At 49.7% G+C, this 21,949-nt stretch carries 24 protein-coding genes; 7 read left to right on the top strand and 17 right to left on the bottom strand.

The genetic code is table 11. The features are described 5' to 3' along the window. Positions 1-57 precede the first annotated feature (57 nt). From L3556_RS03350 to L3556_RS03340, 3 genes are all read right to left on the bottom strand, one after another. Complete coding sequence (locus tag L3556_RS03350) at positions 58-1,218, bottom strand: hypothetical protein (protein ID WP_277865898.1); 1,161 nt, start codon at positions 1,216-1,218, stop codon at positions 58-60. Positions 1,219-1,394: 176 nt separating this feature from the next. Continuing rightward, positions 1,395-2,534 (bottom strand): DegT/DnrJ/EryC1/StrS family aminotransferase, encoded by a 1,140-nt coding sequence (locus L3556_RS03345; RefSeq protein ID WP_277865897.1) that lies wholly within the window; start codon positions 2,532-2,534, stop codon positions 1,395-1,397. Positions 2,535-2,539: 5 nt separating this feature from the next. Continuing rightward, a complete protein-coding gene (locus L3556_RS03340) occupies positions 2,540-3,511 on the bottom strand; it encodes an NAD-dependent epimerase/dehydratase family protein (protein WP_277865896.1) in 972 nt (323 codons plus the stop codon). Between the two features lie 173 nt (positions 3,512-3,684). Between L3556_RS03340 and L3556_RS03335 the strand changes: the two genes are divergently transcribed. Beyond that, a complete protein-coding gene (locus L3556_RS03335; RefSeq protein ID WP_277865895.1) occupies positions 3,685-4,659 on the top strand; it encodes a hypothetical protein in 975 nt (324 codons plus the stop codon). 10 nt (positions 4,660-4,669) lie between these two features. Here L3556_RS03335 and L3556_RS03330 read toward each other — a convergent pair whose 3' ends face one another. Then, complete coding sequence (locus tag L3556_RS03330; protein ID WP_277865894.1) at positions 4,670-5,179, bottom strand: SRPBCC family protein; 510 nt, start codon at positions 5,177-5,179, stop codon at positions 4,670-4,672. A gap of 557 nt (positions 5,180-5,736) precedes the next feature. On the opposite strand from L3556_RS03330, the gene L3556_RS03325 reads away from it, so the two are divergent. Beyond that, positions 5,737-7,017: a S41 family peptidase gene (locus L3556_RS03325; protein ID WP_277865893.1), complete on the top strand. Its 1,281-nt coding sequence runs from the start codon at positions 5,737-5,739 to the stop codon at positions 7,015-7,017. A gap of 46 nt (positions 7,018-7,063) precedes the next feature. Here the strand turns inward: L3556_RS03325 and L3556_RS03320 are convergent, their stop codons facing one another. From L3556_RS03320 to L3556_RS03310, 3 genes are all read right to left on the bottom strand, one after another. After that, positions 7,064-7,918, bottom strand: a complete 855-nt coding sequence (locus L3556_RS03320) for a hypothetical protein (RefSeq protein WP_277865892.1) — start codon at positions 7,916-7,918, stop codon at positions 7,064-7,066. A gap of 165 nt (positions 7,919-8,083) precedes the next feature. Next, positions 8,084-8,968 carry an N-carbamoylputrescine amidase gene (gene aguB, locus L3556_RS03315; RefSeq protein WP_277865891.1) on the bottom strand — a complete coding sequence of 295 codons (885 nt, stop codon included), beginning with the start codon at positions 8,966-8,968 and terminating at the stop codon, positions 8,084-8,086. Continuing rightward, entirely contained in the window at positions 8,965-10,023 is a 1,059-nt protein-coding gene (locus L3556_RS03310) for an agmatine deiminase family protein (RefSeq protein ID WP_277865890.1), read from the bottom strand. The genes aguB and L3556_RS03310 overlap by 4 nt, the downstream gene beginning before the upstream one ends. A 218-nt stretch (positions 10,024-10,241) precedes the next feature. Between L3556_RS03310 and L3556_RS03305 the strand changes: the two genes are divergently transcribed. From L3556_RS03305 to L3556_RS03290, 4 genes are all read left to right on the top strand, one after another. Next, entirely contained in the window at positions 10,242-10,472 is a 231-nt protein-coding gene (locus tag L3556_RS03305; RefSeq protein WP_277865889.1) for a hypothetical protein, read from the top strand. Positions 10,473-10,569: 97 nt separating this feature from the next. Next, positions 10,570-11,382 (top strand): carbon-nitrogen hydrolase family protein, encoded by an 813-nt coding sequence (locus tag L3556_RS03300; RefSeq protein ID WP_277865888.1) that lies wholly within the window; start codon positions 10,570-10,572, stop codon positions 11,380-11,382. A gap of 35 nt (positions 11,383-11,417) precedes the next feature. Beyond that, on the top strand, positions 11,418-12,494 hold the full coding sequence (locus L3556_RS03295; RefSeq protein WP_277865887.1) for an Mrp/NBP35 family ATP-binding protein: 1,077 nt from the start codon (positions 11,418-11,420) through the stop codon (positions 12,492-12,494). A gap of 22 nt (positions 12,495-12,516) precedes the next feature. After that, a complete protein-coding gene (locus L3556_RS03290; RefSeq protein WP_277865886.1) occupies positions 12,517-13,167 on the top strand; it encodes an MntP/YtaF family protein in 651 nt (216 codons plus the stop codon). A gap of 19 nt (positions 13,168-13,186) precedes the next feature. On the opposite strand, the gene cobO is transcribed toward L3556_RS03290, so the two are convergent. The 7 genes from cobO to L3556_RS03255 form a co-directional block, all read right to left on the bottom strand. Continuing rightward, positions 13,187-13,789 (bottom strand): cob(I)yrinic acid a,c-diamide adenosyltransferase, encoded by a 603-nt coding sequence (gene cobO, locus L3556_RS03285; RefSeq protein WP_277867587.1) that lies wholly within the window; start codon positions 13,787-13,789, stop codon positions 13,187-13,189. Beyond that, positions 13,776-14,480: a Uma2 family endonuclease gene (locus L3556_RS03280; protein WP_277865885.1), complete on the bottom strand. Its 705-nt coding sequence runs from the start codon at positions 14,478-14,480 to the stop codon at positions 13,776-13,778. Before L3556_RS03280 ends, cobO begins: the two co-directional genes overlap by 14 nt. Positions 14,481-14,536: 56 nt before the next feature. Further along, on the bottom strand, positions 14,537-15,274 hold the full coding sequence (locus tag L3556_RS03275) for a pirin family protein (protein WP_277865884.1): 738 nt from the start codon (positions 15,272-15,274) through the stop codon (positions 14,537-14,539). Positions 15,275-15,361: 87 nt separating this feature from the next. Further along, positions 15,362-15,964 (bottom strand): nitroreductase family protein, encoded by a 603-nt coding sequence (locus tag L3556_RS03270; RefSeq protein WP_277865883.1) that lies wholly within the window; start codon positions 15,962-15,964, stop codon positions 15,362-15,364. Between the two features lie 185 nt (positions 15,965-16,149). Then, positions 16,150-16,476, bottom strand: coding sequence for a transposase (locus L3556_RS03265; RefSeq protein WP_277865882.1), 327 nt, complete (start codon positions 16,474-16,476; stop codon positions 16,150-16,152). A gap of 175 nt (positions 16,477-16,651) precedes the next feature. Next, positions 16,652-17,284 carry an RdgB/HAM1 family non-canonical purine NTP pyrophosphatase gene (gene rdgB, locus L3556_RS03260; RefSeq protein ID WP_277865881.1) on the bottom strand — a complete coding sequence of 211 codons (633 nt, stop codon included), beginning with the start codon at positions 17,282-17,284 and terminating at the stop codon, positions 16,652-16,654. 53 nt (positions 17,285-17,337) lie between these two features. Continuing rightward, on the bottom strand, positions 17,338-18,300 hold the full coding sequence (locus tag L3556_RS03255) for a septal ring lytic transglycosylase RlpA family protein (protein WP_277865880.1): 963 nt from the start codon (positions 18,298-18,300) through the stop codon (positions 17,338-17,340). A gap of 595 nt (positions 18,301-18,895) precedes the next feature. On the opposite strand from L3556_RS03255, the gene L3556_RS03250 reads away from it, so the two are divergent. Then, positions 18,896-19,522, top strand: a complete 627-nt coding sequence (locus tag L3556_RS03250) for a nucleoside triphosphate pyrophosphatase (protein ID WP_277865879.1) — start codon at positions 18,896-18,898, stop codon at positions 19,520-19,522. On the opposite strand, the gene L3556_RS03245 is transcribed toward L3556_RS03250, so the two are convergent. From L3556_RS03245 to L3556_RS03235, 3 genes are all read right to left on the bottom strand, one after another. After that, positions 19,488-20,015: a L,D-transpeptidase gene (locus tag L3556_RS03245; RefSeq protein ID WP_277865878.1), complete on the bottom strand. Its 528-nt coding sequence runs from the start codon at positions 20,013-20,015 to the stop codon at positions 19,488-19,490. The two genes, L3556_RS03250 and L3556_RS03245, sit on opposite strands and share 35 nt — an antisense overlap. Positions 20,016-20,142: 127 nt before the next feature. After that, positions 20,143-21,354: an aldehyde dehydrogenase family protein gene (locus tag L3556_RS03240; RefSeq protein WP_277865877.1), complete on the bottom strand. Its 1,212-nt coding sequence runs from the start codon at positions 21,352-21,354 to the stop codon at positions 20,143-20,145. A gap of 12 nt (positions 21,355-21,366) precedes the next feature. Next, positions 21,367-21,786, bottom strand: a complete 420-nt coding sequence (locus tag L3556_RS03235) for a hypothetical protein (protein ID WP_277865876.1) — start codon at positions 21,784-21,786, stop codon at positions 21,367-21,369. Positions 21,787-21,949 lie beyond the last annotated feature (163 nt).

Genomic DNA, 21,949 nt, shown 5'->3' with positions numbered 1-21,949 from the left:
TTCATGGTTGAAATTCAGAAGTCCCGTGATCCCACACATTTTGTTCCCTTGTCCATCCTAAAAAAATTGACTTAGAAACTCTTTAATCTCTATTTGGGGAAAGATATGGCCATCTCCATGGATCAAGCACGTTACATTCTCCAGGGTGTATAGTAGCTGGCACGTGACTTCTTCCTCTGCTTCAATCTTAAATAAACCTATCTCATCTTTACCGTAGGTGAAAAGAAACTGAGTTGGTAATACCCTTAATTTTTGAGTAATGAGATCGGGATCGGTCACTCGTCCATAAACACCTGTAGGAATAATAATTTGATTATGGCCCGACCACTCAAACTGGTTCATTAAAACACTATGACCAGAAGCGACAATGGCAATATCTGGTCTTGATTGTAGTGCATTCAGAAGCGTTGCTCCTCCTCCCTGAGATAAGCCTGCAACAATCGTTGTTTCATAACATTCATTCAAGTATTTCATTATTGCTAAACTTTGAACAATATAGCTAGCGGAATAGGAACTACCGCGATTTAAATGATAATTAATAATGAAATCATTATTCAGTTTATATTCGCCATTATGCCAAGCTAAACCATCTTCATTAGGCTTGATGAAAACAAACGTATCTCCATCAATACTGTCAAGAGATTCGATAATGCCATAATGATAATTCTCTTGATCTTGGTGGTAAATAGCACTGGACTGATTTAAGCCACTCCCTGGGATAATAAGTGAGGCCACAGGGCGATCGCCACAATGTTTAGATATTTCACCATAGGCATAGGCATAATAAGTTTGATTTTCTAATGAGAACTTAATCTCTAAAAGTGGGGTTTTCCCCTGATCTAACATGCGGTGATTAATATTGAGAATAGTTAGGTTTTTATAGGCACTTTCAAAATTATCCACATTTATAAAAATACTAGAATTAAAAGATTGAATATCATCAAAGGTCATGATTGATGCATAAAGCATCTCTGTATCAATGATTTCATCCGTAAAAGCATATTGAAGAATTTCTGCATTAGCCTCGTAGGCAGGAATCACCTGTATTTCCCGATCATTGAGAGCCAGATGACTAGAACGTTCATTAATTTCTTTAGAGGCGTGCTCTAACTGCTGCCACTGGTGGCGATCGAACATAATACCAAGGGCTAGGGAACCATATCCTAAGAAAAAACCGACAAGAGCAGAAATTAATATCTGTTTATTTCCAATAATCATGCTTAATGAACAAATCACAATAAAGATTTAGGTAGTAGGTAGAGAGAGAAATTATCTTTTTCTTATTGCAAAAAGTAAATAAATATATTGTCACCAATATTGTTGTGTTTCTATCGAAATGCTCTCATCGTACATCATATCTACTTGATGAGAAGATATTTTGGAATTGAGTTGCATCATAGTTTTTTTAATGTTTTGACAATATGGTGATAGTCCGCAGATTCCATCCGATTATGGAGGGGAAGGGCTATTGAATAGGCATCACAATCCCTAGCCGCAGGATAATCCTCCGGTTTGAAGCCAAATTCATCTTTATAAATACCTAATAAATGCACGGCATGGGTTCCAGGACGGGTACTAATGCCCTGAGATTGTAAAGCCTCCATTATCTGATTACGGGCCATGGGTGCTTTTGCTTCATCCACATAGCAAACATAGGCCTGCCAGCCAGATCGATCTGCCGCTGGAATCTCTGGAGTACGCAACCAGTCCAGTTCTGCTAATTCCCGTTGGTAAAAGCCTGCCCATTCCTCCCGTTCTGCAATCAATCGATCTAATTTACCTAATTGCACCAACCCGACCGCTCCCTGTAGATCTGTCATGCGATAATTAAAGCCGAGTAAATTAAAATCAGGCAAAATATAGGGTCTTGGGCCTAGATGCCGCTGCTCTTCTGAGATACTGGCTCCATGATTCCGTAAAATACGGAGGGTTTCTGCCAACTCATCATTGTTGGTGGTGATCATGCCCCCTTCGCCAGTGGTGATGGTCTTGCGAGGGTGAAATGAAAATGCCCCAGCTAAACCAAGGGATCCCGCCGATCTCCCCCGATATAGGCTGCCCGCCCCACAGGCCGCATCCTCAATTATGGGAATCCCTGGTGTCACCGCTTCTAGGGAATCCATATCCACACAGCGACCAAATAAATGCACCGGCATAATTGCTTTAGTTCGTACTGTTAGTTTGTTCTGCACCTGGGAAATATCTAAGTTAAAGGTTTGCCGATCTACATCTACAAGTACTGGCGTAGCCCCACAGTAACGCACTACATTAGCTGTAGAGACCCAGGTAAAGGCAGGCACAATTACCTCATCGCCAGGGCCAATCCCTAGGGCGACTAAAATCAGATGGAGAGCGGTGGTACAACTGGTCGTGGCAATCCCATGTTTGGTCTGATGCCGCTGAGCAAAAGCCTGTTCAAAGGCCGCAACCTGTGGCCCCTGGGTGAGCCAACCCTTCATTAAGGGATCTCGCAGCGATCGCCATTCCTCTTCCCCCGTACTAGGTAAGGCAATCGGAATAGGAGGATGTTCCATAACTCTTACTCGTGGTGGGCATCACGCCAGTCAATCAACTTTTGCAGGCCTTCAGCCAAGGAATAGCGATAGGTAAAGCCTAACTCTTGGGCCGCTTTTTTAGGGCAGCCAATCCGATTTTGCACCAATCGCCGTGCATCATCAGCACTGTAGGGCTTATAGGTAACTTCTAGGGGAGATTCCTTTAATTTGAGAATTAAATTACATAGCTCCCGAATACTGGTCTGAACCCCTGTGCCCACATTATAAAATTCATCACTCACCTCTGCCTCTAGGGCCAACACATTGCAGCGGGCTGCATCTTCCACATCAATGAAATCGTAGGCTTGGCTGCCATCTCCATTAATTATGGGAGCCTCATTGGCATCAATCTTATTCAGCATAATGGGAATCACCCCTGTATAGGCTGCCGTCTGATCCTGGTGGGGGCCATAGACATTCATGTAGCGTAAGCCCACATAGCTAAGGCCATAACGATCGTAAAAGGCGCGAGCCATTGCCTCACCAGCAATCTTTGTGGCTCCATAGAAATTGCGATTATTAAAGGGATGGGTTTCAGTCATGGGAACATCCACCGCGTCGCCATAGACTGAAGCTGAGGACGAATAGACTAGGCGTTTAACCTGATGTTTGACACAGGCTTCCAGAACATTAAATGTGCCTTCAATATTGACATGGAACGCCGTCCGTGGAAAATCTTTACAGTGTAGGAGCCACATTGCCGCCAGATGACAAACCCCATCAATGCCCTCCATGGCGTCATTGAGCAAGTCTAAATCCCGAATATCCCCCCCATTGGCATAGATATTGCAGCGGGGATCATCTAAATAGGGAGAAAGATTACTATACTTTCCCCGTGCAAAATTATCATAGATGAGGACTTCCCTCACATCTGTTTTTAACAGTTCCGCCACGACATGGGAACCAATAAAGCCTGCCCCACCAATAACGAGTATGCGAGCATCGGATAAATTCATGAAAAGAAAAGTCCATGCTTCTGACTGAACTTCATTAAACCATAGAGCGATCGCCAGGATAGTCAAAATTAGTATGCGTTTGCCCTGCTACTACATTGCGCTGGCTTGCATGGATTTTATTAATGCGATACAATACTTAACATAAGTACACAATTCACTCAGTATTCCCAACTATGCTCTTAGATACCTCTTGTACCCCTGACCTGATGGCTCCAGATACCGTCTCCATGGGAAGTCTGGCCCAGGCTTGGGCGAAACGTTACATTCAAAATCTAGATTCAGCCACTAAGAAAGAGGACGATCCCACGGTCGTCAGTCAAAACCTACTAGCGGAGCTACGGAATGCCAGCGTGCAGGCCTGGCAACGGACAGAGGGATTTCTGAGTCAGGAAATGATTCGCCACGGCATTGCCAGTGAGTTAGTGGATCCCTGGGAGATTTCTAAGGATATTCACGCAACCTATCAAAAAACGTTACATTTGTATCGAGATGGTCAAGATGTGCGTCGCCTTGCGGTGAAGTTGGGGCCAGCAATCGGTGACATTCGCCGCAAATATACGGCAACGGATCCACGGGTGATTGGCTTTGTGAGCATGCAGTTTCACCACACGGGCTTGTTTCTGCTCCAGAGTGCTCCCGCCAGTCAGAAGGATATCGTCGCCAACTATTTCAAAGTCATTGACGATCACCTCTATATGCCCCTCCATCGGGCCTACGATGCGGCCGCAGAGCAAGATTATGATTCCCCAGCCCTAAAATTAGTGCGCCACCTTTTGCCCCAGAGTACGGAGATCGCTCGGTCAATTTGTCAGCGGGTGATTGAGTTATATCCACGCCATCGTTGCTATAGTGGCCCGCTGAGCCAACCTTCAGTGCGTACCTCCAGTATCCGGGATGTGGAAATGTTTCAGATCTACCTATGGGTCTGTCTGCTGGAGCAAAAGCTGGATGCCCTGCAAGACGAACTGTTTCCCCTTTGCTTGATGCTCTATCCTTCCCTAAATGTCAACTGGGAATTGGTGTATCAAATGGTGCATCTGATGGGTAAGGAGTTTCAGGAGCGATCGCCGGAATTGGATACCCGTGTTTTAGCTCCCTACTACAATGCCCTGCGTCAGATCTTTGATCCGAAAATTTTTCAGGGATAATTTTAGTTTTCTAAAATCCTAAACAGGTATCGGGAGGAGGTTTTGCTCCAGGTGGTTCCTTTTCAGCGGCGATCGCCAATCGAGCGGCCACTGCGGCGGCATAATCCTGAATCAACGACCAAATCAGGGGAGCTAACCATCCCCGCAACATCACCGAGCAAGAAATGCGGGTTCCACAGACACTCGACTCCACCCGGTAGGTGACTCGTTCTTCTACGCCAGGCAGCAGTAAAATGCGAATGCTCAGTAATTCCCCAGGGGACACCCGCTCAACAAAGATTTGAATGGGCCAGGGAATGCGGCGACTGACCGCTTGGAAAATCAACCCCGGTTTCGGCATGATTCCGTAGGGAATATCCGTTCGCACAATCAGAGGATGCCAGGACACATCCGCTAAATTCACGATTTTTTTCCAGATTAAATCTACGGAGGCTGAACTAATCACCTGATAGTTCCCGGCTAATGGCCACCCTTGGGCTGGAAGGCGAAATTTTTTGCGGGGGCGGCGGGACTCAGCCACAACCTTGACTCCTAAACTGAATGACAAACGCACCATGGGGGCAATGGGCTAGATCTCCCCAAAAGGTTACTAAACAGATCGTATCTATTAAAGCCGAAAGAGAGCTAACCTAACTATTAAGTTACTTGACATTCCTACCGACTAAAGTCAAAGGATTCTTAGTTCAGCGACAAAAAGTGCTGAGGATCGCCTTGTGTATCCCCACACTCATGGGATCGGGCGGGCAAGAAACCCTGGGGTAAGCTATTTTTCTGGGCGATCGCAATTCCTAGGTACTGATCTATGTTGCCTGCTCCATCGGTCTGATCTATCTACAGAGTAGCAAAAAGTAAATATTTCTTAAGTCTTGTCCTTGCCCTGCCCAGATCACAGCCACAGACAGAATAAATAAGCTATAGTTCATTCCATCTGCATCATTTCAGGGTTTACGCCGTCCTTTCTCCGCCCCATTTTCCACCCATTCCCCTCCCCCACCGACTACCATGCCACTGCTTTCTAAATCACTTGTGACCCGCTCTTGGGCTGTTTTAGGGACTCTTGCCTTATCTTCGACCAGTATGATTCTGCCACCACGAGATGTGGCCGTTGCTTCCCTTCACAGTAGTCCTAAGGAGATTGTGGACGAGGTTTGGCAACTGGTGGATCGCCATTACGTCGATGGTTCCTTTAATCAGGTAGATTGGCAAGTCGTCCGCCGACAACTCCTTAATCGTCACTATAGCTCCCAGGAAGAGGCCTACCGGGCCATTCGCCACAGCCTCAAACTCTTGAATGATCCCTATACTCGGTTTATGACACCCCAGGAATTTAATGCCTTAACGACCCAAACCTCTGGGGAACTCTCGGGCATTGGCATTCGCCTAGGGTTAGATCAAAACACCAAGCAACTGACCATTGTGGAACCCATTGATGGCTCGCCGGCAATCCAGGCAGGTATTCAAGCGGGCGATCGCCTCCTAGCCATTGACGATCAACCCACGAGCAAAATGTCCCTAGAAGAGGCCTCCAACCGCATTCGGGGGCAGGCAGGTACTCCCATTAAACTGCAACTATTTCGACCCAATCGGGGCCAATTTAGTTTAGTGGTAACTCGGGCCGTGATTGAGATTCCCTCGGTGCGCTATCAAGTCAAAGAAGAGGGAGGGCAACGAATTGGCTATATTTACCTGAGTGAATTTACCTCCCATGCCACGGAGCAAGTTCGCATGGCGATTCGCCGCCTTGAAGCCGAAAATGTCCATGGATTTGTCATGGATCTCCGGGGAAATCCAGGGGGACTGTTGCAATCAGGGATTGATATTGCCCGACTATGGTTAGATCAGGGGGTCATTGTACGCATGGTCGATCGCGGTGGCCATAGTGAGCAGTCCACCGCCACCCAATCAGCCCTAACGGATTTACCCCTAGTGGTTTTAGTGGATGGTCAATCTGCCAGTAGTAGTGAAATTCTCACTGGCGCACTCCAGGATCATAAACGGGCCATTATTGTCGGCAACACCACCTACGGCAAGGCCTTTGTCCAATCCATCCATAGCCTTACCGATGGCTCTGGTTTAGCCGTCACCGTTGCCCACTACTACACACCCAAGGGAACGGACATTAGCCAAAAAGGGATTGTCCCAGATATTTTGGTTCCCCTCAGTAAGGAGCAACAGCAGGAACTACAGAAAAATCCCCAACTCTGGACAACTCCAGGGGATCTATCCTACCGTCAAGCCATCCTGAGCTTACAGGAAACGATCGCCAATCAAGGCTCCCAGCCTAGCACACTTTCTAACCGTGGTGCAGCCAATAGCGATCCCAAGGATCAATTGGCCCTACCCTTTGGTGGGCGGTGAAGTAATTCAGGGTTGACGTTGAATTTAGGGCTAGGGCTTAGGTTCACTACCACTCGAGATTGAACGAATAGCCCTCTAGTTGAGGACGTACATCTTGGGCGGCTAAGGTATCACCGTGAATATCCACGGCCCAAGTATGGCCCTGGGGATTTCCCATCAGTTGGGTGTGAAATAGTACCTGATCGCGGTGTTCACTACTCCAGCCCAACAGCACCGCAAAATCATAGTCATCGACTGTGGGATAGACCGTGGCAATGTGGCCGAAGTCCCGTTCCCAAATCCAAGCACCATCGGAGGCAAAATCTGAGGAGAAAATTCCTTGGAACTGGCGCACGAGTAGGCGATCGCCCCCTTCCGACCAACCTATGGGCATGAGAACCGCAATCAGACCTTCGGTACTACCACGCTGGGGTAAGTCATTGAAATAGTCGCGGGGAACAGTAGCAATACTTTCAAATCGCTCCTGCTCACCGCTGGCTAAGTGGGTAATTTCCAGGATACTGGTTAACTGTTGGCGATGGGCTTCTGGATGGCTAATGAGTTCAAAGGTAGCAGATGCCGCATACGTACCATCCGGTGATAGGTATCGCTGGGAATCCAATGTATGCTGAAAAGATTGATTATGGTGACAAGCCATTGTGTGGGCTTCCTCGACCCAGTTCCACGGCAGGGGGAAGGGACTGGATAGGGGATCCTTTGGCTCTAGGGCCACCACACTGGGGGTTTCCTGGGCAGAACTAGGAGAGGACACCTGGGAAACTGGGGCGGGGCGAGATCGAGATACGGATCGCCAGGGCGGGGTAAGGGGACGGGCAAAGGCCGCCGAACCCAGGGACAAAATAGCTAGGACAGAAACCAGGGAAGATGTTACCGTCTGAACTTGACGAAAATAGGCTTTCATGGCTTCACTCCCTGAGTATGGATGTCCCTGGCTGGCGATCGCGTCGCTAGGCCGATAATTCCAGAATAGCAAGTGTCACAGGTAGATATTGGTAAAGTTAACTAAAAGTTACGCAACTGTGCTATGCCGTCCAGGGTCAATTTAACGATCATGTCCAATTAACGATCATGACAAAAACGATGGTGGGGACTGTTGGCCCGCGCCCTCAGCCGTCAGGAGAATTTGGTATAAATCTGGGCGGCGATCGCGAAAGAAGCCAAAACTAGCACGGCGGGATTCTAGGGCATCTAAGTTAAAGGTGGCGAGGATCACTCCCTCCTGATCCGGGCCCAATTCGGCCAATTTATCTCCCCGGGGATCTGCAATGAAGGAACTGCCATAGAAAGACTGAGAGCCTTCCGTTCCGGTACGATTGGCAGCAACGACGGGCAGACTATTGGCGACGGCATGGCCGATCATCACCCGTTGCCAGGGATCTTTGGTGTCGAGTTCCGGTTCCTGGGGTTCACTGCCAATGGCGGTGGGATACATCAAAATTTCTGCCCCCAAGAGAGCCATGGCCCGGGCCGCCTCAGGAAACCATTGATCCCAACAAATACCCACCCCTATGCAGCCATAGCGAGTTTTCCAGGCGCGAAAGCCCGTATTGCCAGGGCGAAAGTAAAATTTCTCTTCATAGCCGGGGCCGTCGGGAATATGACTTTTACGATAAACTCCTAGGATCGCACCGTCAGCATCAATCACCGCCACACTGTTGTAGTAGGTGGGGCCGGCTTTCTCAAAAAAGGAAATGGGTAAAACCACCTGAAGTTCATCGGCCAGGACCTGAAAATGGGCGATCGCCGGATGGTTATCTACCGGATGGGCCCGTGCAAAAAAATCCGCCCGTTCTTCCTTACAGAAATAATGTCCCATAAAAAGCTCTGAGGGCAAAATCACCTGGGCACCTTGGCTATGGGCCTGGCGAATCCAATCCCCCATGCGTTGGATATTCAGATCCGCTGCATCGCTCAGACGAGTTTGAATGGCCGCAACCGTTAAGTTTCTCATGGCTCCTGTTGACTAATGCAATGGAACGCACCGCCCCCCTCCAGGATGGTACGGGCACTCAATCCCAGGGTACGTCGCTGGGGGAATAACTGGGCGATCGCCGCAACGGCCGGCTGATCAAAGTCGCTGCCATAGGTGGGAACTACGACGGTGGTATTGCCAATATAAAAGTTCACGTAGCTGGCGGGCAAAATGTTTCCCTGGGCATCACAGACTAAGCCTGGTGAGGGAATTTGAACCACCTCCAGCGATCGCCCCTGGGCATCCCTTAGGTTTTTTAGGGTTTGGTAAATGTGTTTCAGAACGGCGGCATTGGGGTCTGCTTCGGTTTGGGCGGCCATACAGACGACCTTCCCTGGCCCGACAAAGCGCACCAGGGTGTCAATATGGCCATCGGTGTGATCATTGAGGAGGCCGGATTCAAGCCAAAGAATTTTCTTAAATCCCAAGCCGTTTTTCAGTTCTGCTTCAATCTCGCCACGACTCAGGTGGGGGTTGCGATTGGGATTGAGTAAACATTGCTCTGTCGTTAGGCACGTCCCCTGGCCATCCCCTTCGATCGCACCGCCTTCTAAGACAAGGGTCAGTTGTTTCCCTGGCCAGCCCAGAATGTTTGTCACCCGCTGCGCCAGATCCCCATCCCCAGGCAGCGAATACTTTCCCCCCCAGCCATTGAACTGAAACCAGCGGGTTTCCCGATCTCCCTGGTGATTGAAGACCATGAGGGGAGCCGTATCCCGCAGCCAAATATCGCCAAAAGAACAGATGTAAAATTCGGCATTGAGGCCTGCCAAAGCCTGAGAGGCCCGGGACTTACCCTGATTATCTAGGACTAAGATTTTTAACTGCTCACCCCGACAATGGCCCGTCTGGGGATCCACATCGGCGATCGCCCGGCACAGATCAATAAACTCCCGCTGGGCCTCACCTAAACTTACCCCCCATAGTTCTTCGTGACTGGGAAAGGCTAACCAACAGGCGCGGTGGGGATACCATTCCGCGGGCAGACAAACATCCCTCTCCACAGAGTTAAGAATTGGCGAACTGTAAATCAAGGTTTGTTGACATTTGAGTTAAGAAATATTTAGGAACTCTAGGGTTCCTAGGTGTGAATGATAGACTGCGGCCAATAAGGAATAGGATGAGACTTTTAACTCTAAACCTAAAAGTAACCCTAAACCGAAAAAGCAACCTTAGGCCTAAACGTTACGTTTTTAGCCTAAAAGCGGCCATGACTATATTAATAATTATTCATTATATAAGGAGTTGTTCCATGGACAGTCAAATAATTAAATCCTTTGTCCGTCCTAGGCAGATTTTGCCCAAAGGTCAGCCCGTTTGTGGTACAGGCAAGCTATTGATTGTCCTGATGATTAATCTTAGCTTATTAACCGTCGCCTTTTTAGCCTTCCGGCAGGTTCGTGAGAATGAACTGCCCAGCCACCGCAATCCTATTCTCCGCCGGCAGATGGAGAATCTAAATAATCGCCCCTCAAGTTTGTAAAAAATCAACCCATCCCACGATTGGATCAATGGTGATCTGTATTGATGGCTTGCATTCAACCGTACTAAAATAAAGGGCTACTATTATTCACGTTCCAATGAAGCCCTACCTTGCTGCTGTTATTCAGATGACCAGTTTGCCGGATGTTGATCAAAATCTGGCCCAGGCAGAAGAGTTTATTGAACTAGCGGTCCAGCGAGGGGCTGAGTTAGTTGGCCTGCCGGAAAATTTTCCATTTTTAGGGGATGATGGCGTAAAGGTGGCTCAGGCGGCGGCGATCGCCGAGAAAAGTGAGAAATTTCTCCATCGCATGGCCCAGCGGTTTCAAATCACCCTATTGGGAGGCGGCTATCCGGTTCCTGCCACCGACAATAAGGTCTATAATACGGCTCTGCTGGTGGGCCCCAATGGTGAAGATCTAGCCCGCTACCAAAAGGTACATCTATTTGACGTAGACTTACCCGACGGCAATATCTACCACGAATCAGGTACGGTTCTTGCGGGCAACCAACTCCCTGAGGTCTATCTATCTAAGGACTTCGGCGGGATTGGCCTTTCCGTTTGTTACGATGTCCGCTTCCCTGAACTCTACCGGGGGTTAGCCCAGGCCGGAGCAATGGTACTATTTGTACCCGCCGCCTTCACCGCCTTCACGGGTAAGGATCATTGGCAGGTGTTATTACAGGCTCGGGCGATCGAGAATACCTGCTATGTTTTGGCCCCAGCCCAAACGGGAGAACATTATGCCCGGCGGCAAACCCATGGCCATGCCCTGATTGTGGATCCCTGGGGGACAATTCTGGCCGATGCCGGAGATCGCCCTGGTGTGGCCGTTGCCGCCATTGAACCCACTCGTTTAGAGCAAGTTCGCCAACAAATGCCCTGCCTACAGCACCGCGTTTTCTGCTAAATGGTACGATCGCCAAGGTGACGTAAGGGGAATCTATGGCAGAGGTTTTAAGTATTGAATCTGTTCTAAAGGTTTTGCGGCCGGTGGAGGATCCGGAACTGCGCCGCTCCCTCGTCGAACTCAATATGATCCGCAATGTGGCGATCGCCGATGGGAACGTGAGCTTTACCCTTGTTCTCACCACCCCTGCCTGCCCCCTGCGGGAATTTATTGTTGAAGACTGTAAAAAAGCAATCCAGACCCTCCCCGGCGTAAATCATATTTCCGTGGATGTCACCGCCGAAACACCCCAGCAAAAAAGCGTCCCCGATCGCACCGACCTAAAAGGTGTCAAAAATATTATTGCCGTTTCCAGTGGGAAAGGGGGCGTGGGCAAAAGTACGGTGGCGGTCAATATTGCCGTGGCCCTAGCGGAAGCGGGGGCAGCCGTGGGCATGATCGATGCCGATATTTATGGCCCCAATGTGCCGACGATGCTGGGTCTGGAGGGGGCGATCGTCGAAGTCCGCAAAGAAGCCGGGGGCGATATTCTAGAGCCAGCGGAAAACCACGGCATCAAAATGGTTTCCATGGGCTTTTTAATTGATCGAGATCAGCCGGTGATTTGGCGGGGGCCAATGTTGAATGGTATTATTCGCCAATTTCTCTACCAAACCGATTGGGGCAACCTAGACTATCTGATCGTGGATCTTCCCCCCGGAACGGGCGATGCCCAACTCACCCTTGCCCAAGCTGTGCCCATGGCGGGTGTGGTCATTGTCACCACCCCCCAATCCGTATCCCTCTTAGATGCGCGGCGGGGCCTGAGAATGTTTCAGCAGCTAGGGGTGTCCGTTCTCGGCCTGGTTGAGAACATGAGCTACTTTATTCCCCCCGATTTACCTGATCGCCGCTACGATATTTTCGGCTCTGGCGGCGGTGAATCCCTCGCTGAAGAACTGGGGGTTCCCCTCTTGGGGTCAGTTCCCTTAGAACCGGCCGTGCGCGAGGGGGGAGATTCCGGTTTACCCATTCTCTTGAACTATCCTGACTCTGCCTCCGCTAAAGCACTACGGGCGATCGCCCAACAGGTGGCAGCGCGTGTTTCCGTGGCAGCCCTGACTCCGGCCTAGAACGCCCAAGGACAACTGGGGAATGACTATAGATGGACTGGGGGCCGTGATCCGCGATCCCATCATGGTAATGGAACTGGTGATCTCCTGTAGTCTGTTTGCCATGGCAACCAATCTAGATAATTTAACCCTTGGAATTGCTTATGGGGTTCGCCAACTCACCATTCGTTTTTCGGCAAATTTGGCGATCGCCCTGCTCTCAGGCATCAGCACCTACCTATCAATGCACTTGGGCGGCGTTGTCAGTCAGGTCTTACCCCTTACCCTAGCCCATCACCTAGGGAATGGTCTTTTGATCTATCTGGGAACGACCGGATTGTTTAGTTTATGCCAACAGAATACTCAGCATAATCAACATGGGCAAACGGGTGATGAGGCCACCCTTCCCGCCAAGGGGTTGAATCCGCTCACCATCCCAGAGGCGATCGCCCTTGGCCTTGCGTTGACCCTCACCAATGTGGGCACTGGTGTTGCTGCGAGTTTAGCAGGCTTAAATATTTTAGGTGCAACCATTTTTAGTTTTTTATCCAGTCTGCTTTTTATTGGCGGTGGCTTTTGGTTTGGCCGCCAACTGATGAGTTACAGCCCAGCCATGGTTGGGAATAAACTTGAATTTTCTGCGGCCTGTGTATTAATTCTTCTGGGTCTATCTGGTTTTGTTGATATTCCGTGAACCTCCCCAGCAACCAAAACTAAAATTCAATCCCTGCCTGGGCCTTAACGCCCTGTTCCCGAAAGGGATGTTTGATCAGGGTCATTTCCGTCACCAGATCAGCCGCGTCAACTAATTCCGGTGGTGCTCCCCGGCCCGTCAAAATAACGTGGGTCTGTTCCGGCTTTGTCCTGAGTCCAGCTAAAACCTTTTCCGGGGAGAGATAGGCCAACTTCAGGGCAACATTCACTTCATCCAGGAGGATTAAGCGATAGTCCGGCTGGGAAAGATAGTCGAGGGCCCGTTCCCAAGCAGCCTCAGCATTTGCAATATCCCGCTGCCGGTCTTGGGTTTCCCAGGTAAAGCCTTCCCCCATGGCATGGAACACCAGTTGATCGGGCCAATGACTCAAGGCCGCTTTCTCCGCAGGTTCCCAGGCTCCCTTAATAAACTGAATAATGGCAACCCGATAGCCATGACCCAAGGACCGCAGCACCATACCCAGGGCCGCCGTGGTTTTGCCCTTGCCATTTCCCATATGCACAATGACGAGACCTTTTTCCAGGGTGCGCTCCGCTAACCGTTGGGTTTGAACCTGCTTGCGCTGCTGCATTTTTTGACGATGTTGTTCATCCGTTAGCATGGCCATTCTCCGGTAGGTCTCCAAATTTTTCCTGATAGCGTTTGAGCAGGCGTGCCAATTCCTCTGCCCGTGCCTCTGCTTCTAAACGCCGCGTCACTTCGGCATCCAGTTCCGTCGCTAATTCCCCAGGGGTTAAAAGCTTTTCGCCAGTAACACTGTTATAAAATCCCAGGAGTTTCCCCTCAGCCCTGAGGAAGAGCTTGAGTCTTGGGCTATAGAACCGACCGGATTCGGCCTGGGGTTCAACGGGGCGATAGAGATCATGGATGAGGTGATACCCTTGCAGTTGTTCCGTGAGCCATTCAGCTTTGGGATCAAAGAGCCAGTATTCCTGAACCCCCAATTGTTCATAGAGTTGGTACTTAAAGCCGGTGTCTTCATTGCGGGTACTAGGGGAGGTAAATTCAAAAATAACCTGGGGAACATGCCCTTCTTCCCACACTTTGTAATTATCCCGCCCCCCCGGCTCAACGCCAAAAATAACCATCACATCTGGAGCCACCCGTAAACGAGGATAGCCCTGGGCATAGTAGAGAAACTGATTGGCGAGGACGGTTCCCCGTTCATGTTGGAGGTACTGCTTTAGAGCCTCTAGGGTGGTGAGCAGGGCATAGAGATGATCGTAGGTTTCCGCCACGGGCTTGCCATCTCGGCTGGGGTAATGAATAACAGAGGCAGGGGCGATCGCCATCGGGGTAGCCTAACTTTGGGTCTTCAATATATCCAAGTTACCTTTTCGCCGAGTACCTAGCTCGCCGAGTCAAACTGATCAAAAAGTAAAACCTCTGCGTCTTGATCAGAACTGGGATTCGTCAAGGTTAAATCCCCCGGTCCATAGATGGCTAACCCATCCCCCTGATGGAGGACTTGACCATTCATCTCTACGGTTCCCTGGGCAATTTGTAACCAGGCCCGATGGCTGGCCCCTAGGGTGTAGTCTAAGGAACGTCCCGCCGTCAAAATTGTTGCCAAGACTCGGATTTTTTGATACACAATCACCGCCCCATTGTCTCCCTCCGGTGCCGCAATTAAATGCCACTGATTGGGTTGATGGCGTACCATCACGGGTTGTTGATCGTAGCGGGGGCTGAGGCGATCTCGCTCAGGTAGAACCCAAATTTGCAGGAGTTCCACCGGTTCCGTGGCCGAGGGATTAAATTCGCTGTGGGTAATGCCAGTACCCGCACTCATAATTTGCACTTCCCCTGGTTGAATCACCGCCCCATTCCCCAAACTATCGCGGTGCTCCAATTGGCCCCGCAGGACATAGGTGAGAATTTCCATATCCTGGTGGCTGTGGGTGGGAAACCCGCCCTTAGGAGCAACAAAATCATGGTTAATCACCCGTAGGCTGCCAAATCCCATGCGCTGGGGATCATAAAAACGACCAAAGGAAAACGTATGATAGCTGTTCAGCCAATCCCGTTGTTCTTGACCACGATCCTGGGCAGGATACAGGTGAGTTGTGGGTAGGGTTTGGGGCATGGTTGACCTCCTAAGTGTTAATGAATTAAGTATTGATGAATTGATGAATGTGTTGCTTTTAATTGATTTAGCGTCGATGATTGGGTTCTAGGGCAGGGGAAAGGAATCGCCCCAGGTATCCCTAAAGGCAATGTCTTTGAGGGGGTTGCGATTTCGGGGGCCACGTTCTCGCTCTTGGTAGTTGGGGGGTAAGCTGGATAACTCACCGTAATATCCTAGGGCGATCGCCACAACCGGTTCATGGCTACTGGGAACTTGGGCAACCTCACGGGTTTTTACGGGATCAAAGCCAGCCATTTGATGAACGTAAATCCCTAAATCCATGGCTTGCAGGGTTAAATAGGCCACTGCCGCGCCCAAGTCATAGAAGGCATGGCGGTTTACGGTATTGTTGTGGGCAAAATGATTTTTTGCTAGACCGATCATCAAAACGGGGGCACGGGCGGCCCAAACCTGATTCGCTTCTACCAAACAACTTAGCAACTTATTAAATCCCGTTGGATTGATATATTTTTCTGCTACCAAAAAGACCCAGGGTTGTTCATTATAGGATGAGGGAGACCAGCGGGCGGCTTCCAACAGTCGCGCTAAATCAGTCATGGGGATTGGGCGATCTCTAAAGGCTAGCGGACTCCAGCGTCTTTGAATTAGGTCTTGAATGGGATAGTGAGCAGGTGCGAGTTTTTCCATCGTCGGGCCTCGTGGATCAATTCTAAGGATTGATTGCCATACCTCCACTGTACGCAATATTGTTCAAAGACGGTACACGCTATAGCGTCCACCTGGAGCAGTTCGAGGCATGAAATATATGGAGTGCCTCAAGGGCACCGCGATATCGCGGCTCCAAGGGTCAAACTTCAAGAGATTGGCAACCACTACGGCTTTAGGGCTTGAGTTGAATACTGACTCAAGCAAGCTAAAGATGCTTTAGGCTGGGCAGACTTTCCCATCCCATCTGGGCACGCTGGGTTTAAGCAATTGACACCGACGATGAATGAGTTTTGTGCTCCTTGGTTGCCACCACCCTGGTCAATGGTTGCTTGTTTGACCCATTGGCGTAGGGCACTTTCTGTCAAACCCATTTCCTGGGCCACTTGGCTGATCGGCTTGCCTGACTGTTTCACAATTGCCACAGCTTGAGCTTTTTGTTCGGCAGTAAATGTTCGTCTTGGTTTTTGACTCATTTGGACATTCTCCTTCATTGGCGACTCTTGGAGTTTGTCCACTTTTTTCAGTCAGGGTCAGGTATCTAAATATACTCTTGCCATGCGACTGCTCGCGGCAAGGCTACTCTATTTTAGCCTGTTGCTCTTCACGCTAAATACTACGAGTCAGAAGCTTTGAAGAACTGCCCTAACCAAGAGCTAAGAAGCCTAACTAGGGATTCATCTGAGCTAAAAAATGCTGGAGGGCCTGACCCCGGTGGCTGACCTGCTGCTTCATCTCTGGCTCCATTTCAGCAAAACTGAGGCCCATACTCGGCACAAAGAAAATTGGATCGTAGCCAAAGCCGGCCGTTCCCCGTGGTGCCTCTAAAATTTCGCCCAGGCACTCCCCTTCACAGTGGGCCACGATCTCCCCCGCCGGATTTGCCAAGGCTAAAACACAAACAAACCTTGCTGAGCGATCGCCCTGGCCAGCCAATTCTCGCAGTAGTCGCTCAATTCGTTCTTGATCTGTTGAACCATAACGGGCTGAATAGAGACCCGGTGCCCCGGCCAATGCCCTGACTTCTAAACCGGAATCATCGGCGATCGCCCACTGTTGGGTGGCTAGAGCCACCGTTTTCGCCTTAAGGGCTGCATTCCCCAGAAACGTAGATTCGGTTTCAGGAATGTCTAAGTCCTGGGGCATCGCCAAAACCTCGGTGGCCAAGGGCTGCAAGTAGGTTTGAAACTCTCCTAACTTACCTGTATTGTGACTGGCGACAACCAACACCGGTAAGGGAAATATTGGTAGGGACGAGGTGGGTAGGGAAATATCCGACTCCGAAAAAAAGGGAGATGTCATCACACCCCCCGATTTATAGTTAGATTTTTCCTAGACATCAATCTAGATTCAAATTACTCAAGAATATCCATTCGCACTGTACCCACACCGGCACCAATCATGCCAATGGCAGAGGCGGCTCCCTTGGATAAATCAAGGGAGCGTCCGGGACTAAAGGGGCCGCGATCGTTAATTCGTACCACCACAGATCGCCCATTACTGAGGTTAGTGACCCGCACCCTGGTTCCAAAGGGCAAGGTTCGGTGGGCAGCGGTCATGGCGTACTGGTCAAATCGCTCACCATTGGCGGTGCGATTCCCATGGAAGCCAGGGCCATACCAGGAGGCAACCCCCGTCATCTGCATCCGAATCGGCCCCACCGCCACCGTGGTGGTGTTATTTTCCGCACCGGTAACGGCAGTCAAGGCAGGGGCATTCCCCAACTGTCGCCGAATCAGATTGGTAATCCGCAGGGCATTTTCCTGGCTATCTTGATTGGCCTGGGGCAAAATCGTGTGATCCCCAAGGGTGAGCAGATGCTCCTTATCGGCATAGATGAGATAGGCTTTTTCTTCCGGCTGCCAACGTACCTGGATGAGATTGGCATCAAAGCCCTTTTGGTGAAGCTGGTTCAGACGAGCCGCCAAGGTCGTAGCTTGTTGGGCTGTCTCGGATAGGTTGGATGTGGTGGATTGCTGAGTTACACCAGTGAGATTGGCGACTTTGACCGAATTGGTTGTGGTGGTGAGGTTGCCCACAAAGGTCAAGACAGGAATTCCCCGCAGATAAACCGTAGCGGCATCCCGACCGGATAAATCATGGTTGTGAATTTTGGCGATCGCCCGGGAAGGAGATGATGTTACCGGAGTTTGCCGTTCACCAACTTTACTAGCTGTTGTGAGTTGGCTTTGATTGTCTGAGCCATCAACCAATTGAGATGAGCGGGAACGCAGTTCTTCATTGGCTTGACTAGAGGAGAGGAGTCCAAACACCGTTAACGCTGTTGTGGCTAGTCCAATGTACAAATGTTTCTTCATAGTCGTCCGTCAAAAAGGTCATCCAAGTGGGGTAAGCATCGGTACTTCAGCAAAATTGAACTTAAGCCGTAGTAGTACCGTGTTTGCTCTCAACAAGTTGAACTGCTTTAACGTATCACGAACCCTAGGGCTTGGGCATCGGTGGAATTATTGTTCATAATAAACATTCTGAAAATATAAAAAAACTCTAATTCTGGCAAATCCTTGGCCGATTAATGATTCAGGGAATTGTGAAGACTTCGTAAACAATAAGTAAAAATAATCAATTCTTGAGTTTCTCTACAATTTCCTGACTGTTTAAGTGATTTAGATCACCTGAAATACAGATCATTTTCTCAAAAAATATTCGATGCGGGTTGTTTTTCCCAAGAAATAACCGATTAATTCACGGATTTTTAGGTAGGGCTGATGCAGATTAATTCTGCCCATTCTTCACGTTTGATAATCTATATATATGAGATATATGAGCCTAAATATTTCCCTAAATATAGCTCAATTAATCAGTAATTGGACTGTGACAATTCCTTTCCCGATGGGGAGAGTTGGGATGCCTAGATCCGCTAGGGTGGGGATGTTTCGTTTTTAGTTATTGCCGATGCTACCGTTTATCCTTGCCTCTGCTTCTCCGGCCCGCCGGCAACTATTGGAACAAGTTGGTCTTCAGCCGCAGATCTGTCCCAGTCATTTTGATGAATCGGTGGTTCAGGCGGCGACCCCAGCGGAAATGGTACGAATTTTAGCCCGCTGTAAGGCGGAAATCGTTGCCAGTCAATACTCCGGGGATGCCCTAGTCTTAGGTTGTGATTCTATTTTGGTCTTGAAGGGACAGATCTACGGAAAGCCTGAAAGTCCAGCCCAGGCGATCTCCCGTTGGCAACAGATGCGTGGTGAAACGGGGCAACTTCTGACGGGCCATGCCCTGATGGATACCCGGCAAAATCTCACCCTAGTAGACGTTGAGGAAACCGATGTCACCTTTGCCTGGCTGAGCGATCGCCAAATTAAGGACTATGTGGCCAGCGGCGAACCCCTGAACTGTGCCGGTTGCTTTGCCCTGGATGGCCAAGGGGGGTTATTCGTTGAGAAAATTGTCGGTACTCCCAGTAACGTCATTGGCTTGAGCTTACCCCTGCTGCGACGACTTCTGGGGGAGTTGGGCTACGAACTGGGCCCGGAAGGACTAAGACTTAGCGCACCACAATCACCGGCGTTCCCATCGTAATCCTTGCAAACAAATCTTCAATATCGCGATTGTGCATCCGCACACAACCATGGGAAACAGCATGGCCCACGGATTCAGGATTGGGTGTGCCGTGGAAACCAATCCAGTTTTTGCCATCACTCCAAAAGCCAATCCAACGACGACCCAAGGGGTTTCGGGCATGGCCCCCCGCAATCACAGAACCATTAAAGGGATTCTTCCACGCGGGATCCTCAATCATCGACTGGACTTGAAAAACCCCCGTTGGTGTTTCCCAGCCGGGCCGCCCCACGGCCACCGGATAGGTTTTAATGGGCCGTGTTCCTTGGAAAAGAGTTACTTGTTTCCGCGATAGGCTAAGTTCTAGGCGCAGAGGGGCTACCGCCGGATCATTCACTAAGGCCTGGTTTGGCATGGGTGAGGCTACCACAGCCGGTTGAATACCCCCTAGGGCCAATCCGCTGCCGACGACTAGACCCAGGATCAGGATTGTTCTGTAGCTTAGTCCCTTCACGACTCTACTCCTCGCACAACTCTATTTTTCCTATAAACCCCATACACCCCATGCAGATCAACTCCATATACTCTATGGTATAAACCCATGTCCTATTCTTGGCTTGGGATAGCGGTTTTAACTGTGTTTAAAGATAAATAGATTTATAGCGTAAAAGTTTGCTGATATCAATCAAGCCCCCATACATTCCCCGCTGGCTGGATAGCCCCAGGGCCAAGGTGTTGTGCCGAGAAAATTGGGGTGGGCGATTGACAAAAACCTGGGGGGTTTGTACCTGCTGGCAAAATTGACGGCTTTGGTCATAACTATTGGTGACAATGACACTGGCTGGGCCGCTATTGTGTTGATTAATCCAAGCGATCGCCGCCGTCAGGCTTTGGGAATGGCGAAAGGCAACCACATTGCCCATAAGCGAAGTGTGCCAATCTGTTTCTTGGGCCGGGCGGAGTTCTGAAAATTCTTCACAGAGCATATCATCGCCACGGACACTATACTTATCCTGAATTAAGAGATTGATCAGTCGGGCCACTTGGGAGTGATTGGTCTCCGCTGGAATTAAGACCTTTTCAATGGCCACCACCCGATCAGGACAGCCCTTGGCACTTGCTAAAATCATCCCCTGTACCTGCTCCGGTGAACTGGAACTATCCCAAAAGAGATAGCAGTTGCCAATGCTTCCAGGGATGGCGGGTGCCTTCGTATCCTCAAGAACCTGTTGCATAAACCGCGATCGCCCGTAGGGAATCACCAAATCCACCCCACCCCTGATCCCAATTGTGTCCCCATTGGTGACATCTGGTGACAATACCTGAATTGTCGCTAGGGGCAACTGGGCCATTTGCAGCGCTTCTACCAATACCGTGGCGATCGCCCGCCCCGAATGGGTTGTTTCATGGCCACCGCGAATGATCAGAGCATTTCCCGTTTTCAAACACAGGGCGGCGGCTAATAGGGCCAGGGTGGGCAATCCCTCATAGAAAAAGGCCACAACTCCCACGGGCAAGGCATAGGTGTAATGGGTTCCACTGGCCATACCCGTCGATGTCAGGGGATCCGCCAACGCTAAAACCCGTTCTAGCCACTGTACCGCTTCTTGAAATCGCTCATTGGTCAAACGTAACCAACTCAGTAGCACCGCAGATACTGCCAAGTCTCGACTGGTTTCCAAATCCAGGGTATTTTCCTCGAGAATTTCAGTCTGCGCCTGTTTTAATCCTTGAATGAGATGGCGAAGAGCGGATTGGCGTTGGGCATAGGTAGCCAGGGCTAACTGTTCACTGGCTAGGCGGGCTTGGTGAAGAATTTCATGACCTTTATCCGCAGGGGACAAATTATCCATGGGAGTCCTTTATTACCGCCGCGACAGGGAAAGCCAGATTAAAAATGCAGGGGCCAAGGTCAATAATACCGACGCAACAATCCATAGTAATCCTTGGGGTTTGAGGGCAATTTGTAATAATAGGGGAAGCCAGAGGAAAATTGGGATCAGCAGGAAAAAGCTCAGGGCAATGGCCCAATGCCAATGGGTTTCCGAAAATCCCCGCTGCAATACATTCCACTGTAACCCTGTCCAATACCACGATCGCTTGTAGGGATAGGTGGCAGCTAACTGCTCAATGGAATGGCCATCCGGGCGCAGGACAAAAATTTGTTGACACCGCTTACAGCCAAAGGCCTCAGTCAGGGCGATCGGCATTAATTCTCCTTGACGACGGCAGGGACAAGGATAGCTGAGGCCCATATCAACCTTATGTGCATGGGGAGGAACCACGGCGGTTTGTCTTTTATAAAAAGTTCGACGGATTGGGATCGTCTAATGTTTCAATGAAAAATTAGTGCCATTGGGAAGGATATTTACCCCGTACTGATACAGCATACAAACAGAATCGTTTTTTGTTCACCTTTTCATACAAATTTATGGCAAATTTATGATT

Source organism: Candidatus Synechococcus calcipolaris G9 (genome assembly GCF_029582805.1).
Taxonomy (GTDB): Bacteria; Cyanobacteriota; Cyanobacteriia; order Thermosynechococcales; family Thermosynechococcaceae; genus Synechococcus_F; species Synechococcus_F calcipolaris.
Note: the sequence above shows the minus strand (reverse complement) of the source record. Positions and strands in the feature narration are given on the sequence as shown.

Excerpts from the sequence above, each read along its gene's own strand:
- L3556_RS03350 (WP_277865898.1), bottom strand. The coding sequence starts at position 1,218 with ATGATTATTGGAAATAAACAGATATTAATTTCTGCTCTTGTCGGTTTT.
- L3556_RS03345 (WP_277865897.1), bottom strand. The coding sequence starts at position 2,534 with ATGGAACATCCTCCTATTCCGATTGCCTTACCTAGTACGGGGGAAGAG.
- L3556_RS03340 (WP_277865896.1), bottom strand. The coding sequence starts at position 3,511 with ATGAATTTATCCGATGCTCGCATACTCGTTATTGGTGGGGCAGGCTTT.
- L3556_RS03335 (WP_277865895.1), top strand. The coding sequence starts at position 3,685 with ATGCTCTTAGATACCTCTTGTACCCCTGACCTGATGGCTCCAGATACC.
- L3556_RS03325 (WP_277865893.1), top strand. The coding sequence starts at position 5,737 with ATGATTCTGCCACCACGAGATGTGGCCGTTGCTTCCCTTCACAGTAGT.
- L3556_RS03320 (WP_277865892.1), bottom strand. The coding sequence starts at position 7,918 with ATGAAAGCCTATTTTCGTCAAGTTCAGACGGTAACATCTTCCCTGGTT.
- aguB (WP_277865891.1), bottom strand. The coding sequence starts at position 8,968 with ATGAGAAACTTAACGGTTGCGGCCATTCAAACTCGTCTGAGCGATGCA.
- L3556_RS03305 (WP_277865889.1), top strand. The coding sequence starts at position 10,242 with ATGGACAGTCAAATAATTAAATCCTTTGTCCGTCCTAGGCAGATTTTG.
- L3556_RS03300 (WP_277865888.1), top strand. The coding sequence starts at position 10,570 with ATGAAGCCCTACCTTGCTGCTGTTATTCAGATGACCAGTTTGCCGGAT.
- L3556_RS03295 (WP_277865887.1), top strand. The coding sequence starts at position 11,418 with ATGGCAGAGGTTTTAAGTATTGAATCTGTTCTAAAGGTTTTGCGGCCG.
- L3556_RS03290 (WP_277865886.1), top strand. The coding sequence starts at position 12,517 with ATGACTATAGATGGACTGGGGGCCGTGATCCGCGATCCCATCATGGTA.
- cobO (WP_277867587.1), bottom strand. The coding sequence starts at position 13,789 with ATGCTAACGGATGAACAACATCGTCAAAAAATGCAGCAGCGCAAGCAG.
- L3556_RS03280 (WP_277865885.1), bottom strand. The coding sequence starts at position 14,480 with ATGGCGATCGCCCCTGCCTCTGTTATTCATTACCCCAGCCGAGATGGC.
- L3556_RS03275 (WP_277865884.1), bottom strand. The coding sequence starts at position 15,274 with ATGCCCCAAACCCTACCCACAACTCACCTGTATCCTGCCCAGGATCGT.
- L3556_RS03270 (WP_277865883.1), bottom strand. The coding sequence starts at position 15,964 with ATGGAAAAACTCGCACCTGCTCACTATCCCATTCAAGACCTAATTCAA.
- L3556_RS03265 (WP_277865882.1), bottom strand. The coding sequence starts at position 16,476 with ATGAAGGAGAATGTCCAAATGAGTCAAAAACCAAGACGAACATTTACT.
- rdgB (WP_277865881.1), bottom strand. The coding sequence starts at position 17,284 with ATGACATCTCCCTTTTTTTCGGAGTCGGATATTTCCCTACCCACCTCG.
- L3556_RS03255 (WP_277865880.1), bottom strand. The coding sequence starts at position 18,300 with ATGAAGAAACATTTGTACATTGGACTAGCCACAACAGCGTTAACGGTG.
- L3556_RS03250 (WP_277865879.1), top strand. The coding sequence starts at position 18,896 with ATGCTACCGTTTATCCTTGCCTCTGCTTCTCCGGCCCGCCGGCAACTA.
- L3556_RS03240 (WP_277865877.1), bottom strand. The coding sequence starts at position 21,354 with ATGGATAATTTGTCCCCTGCGGATAAAGGTCATGAAATTCTTCACCAA.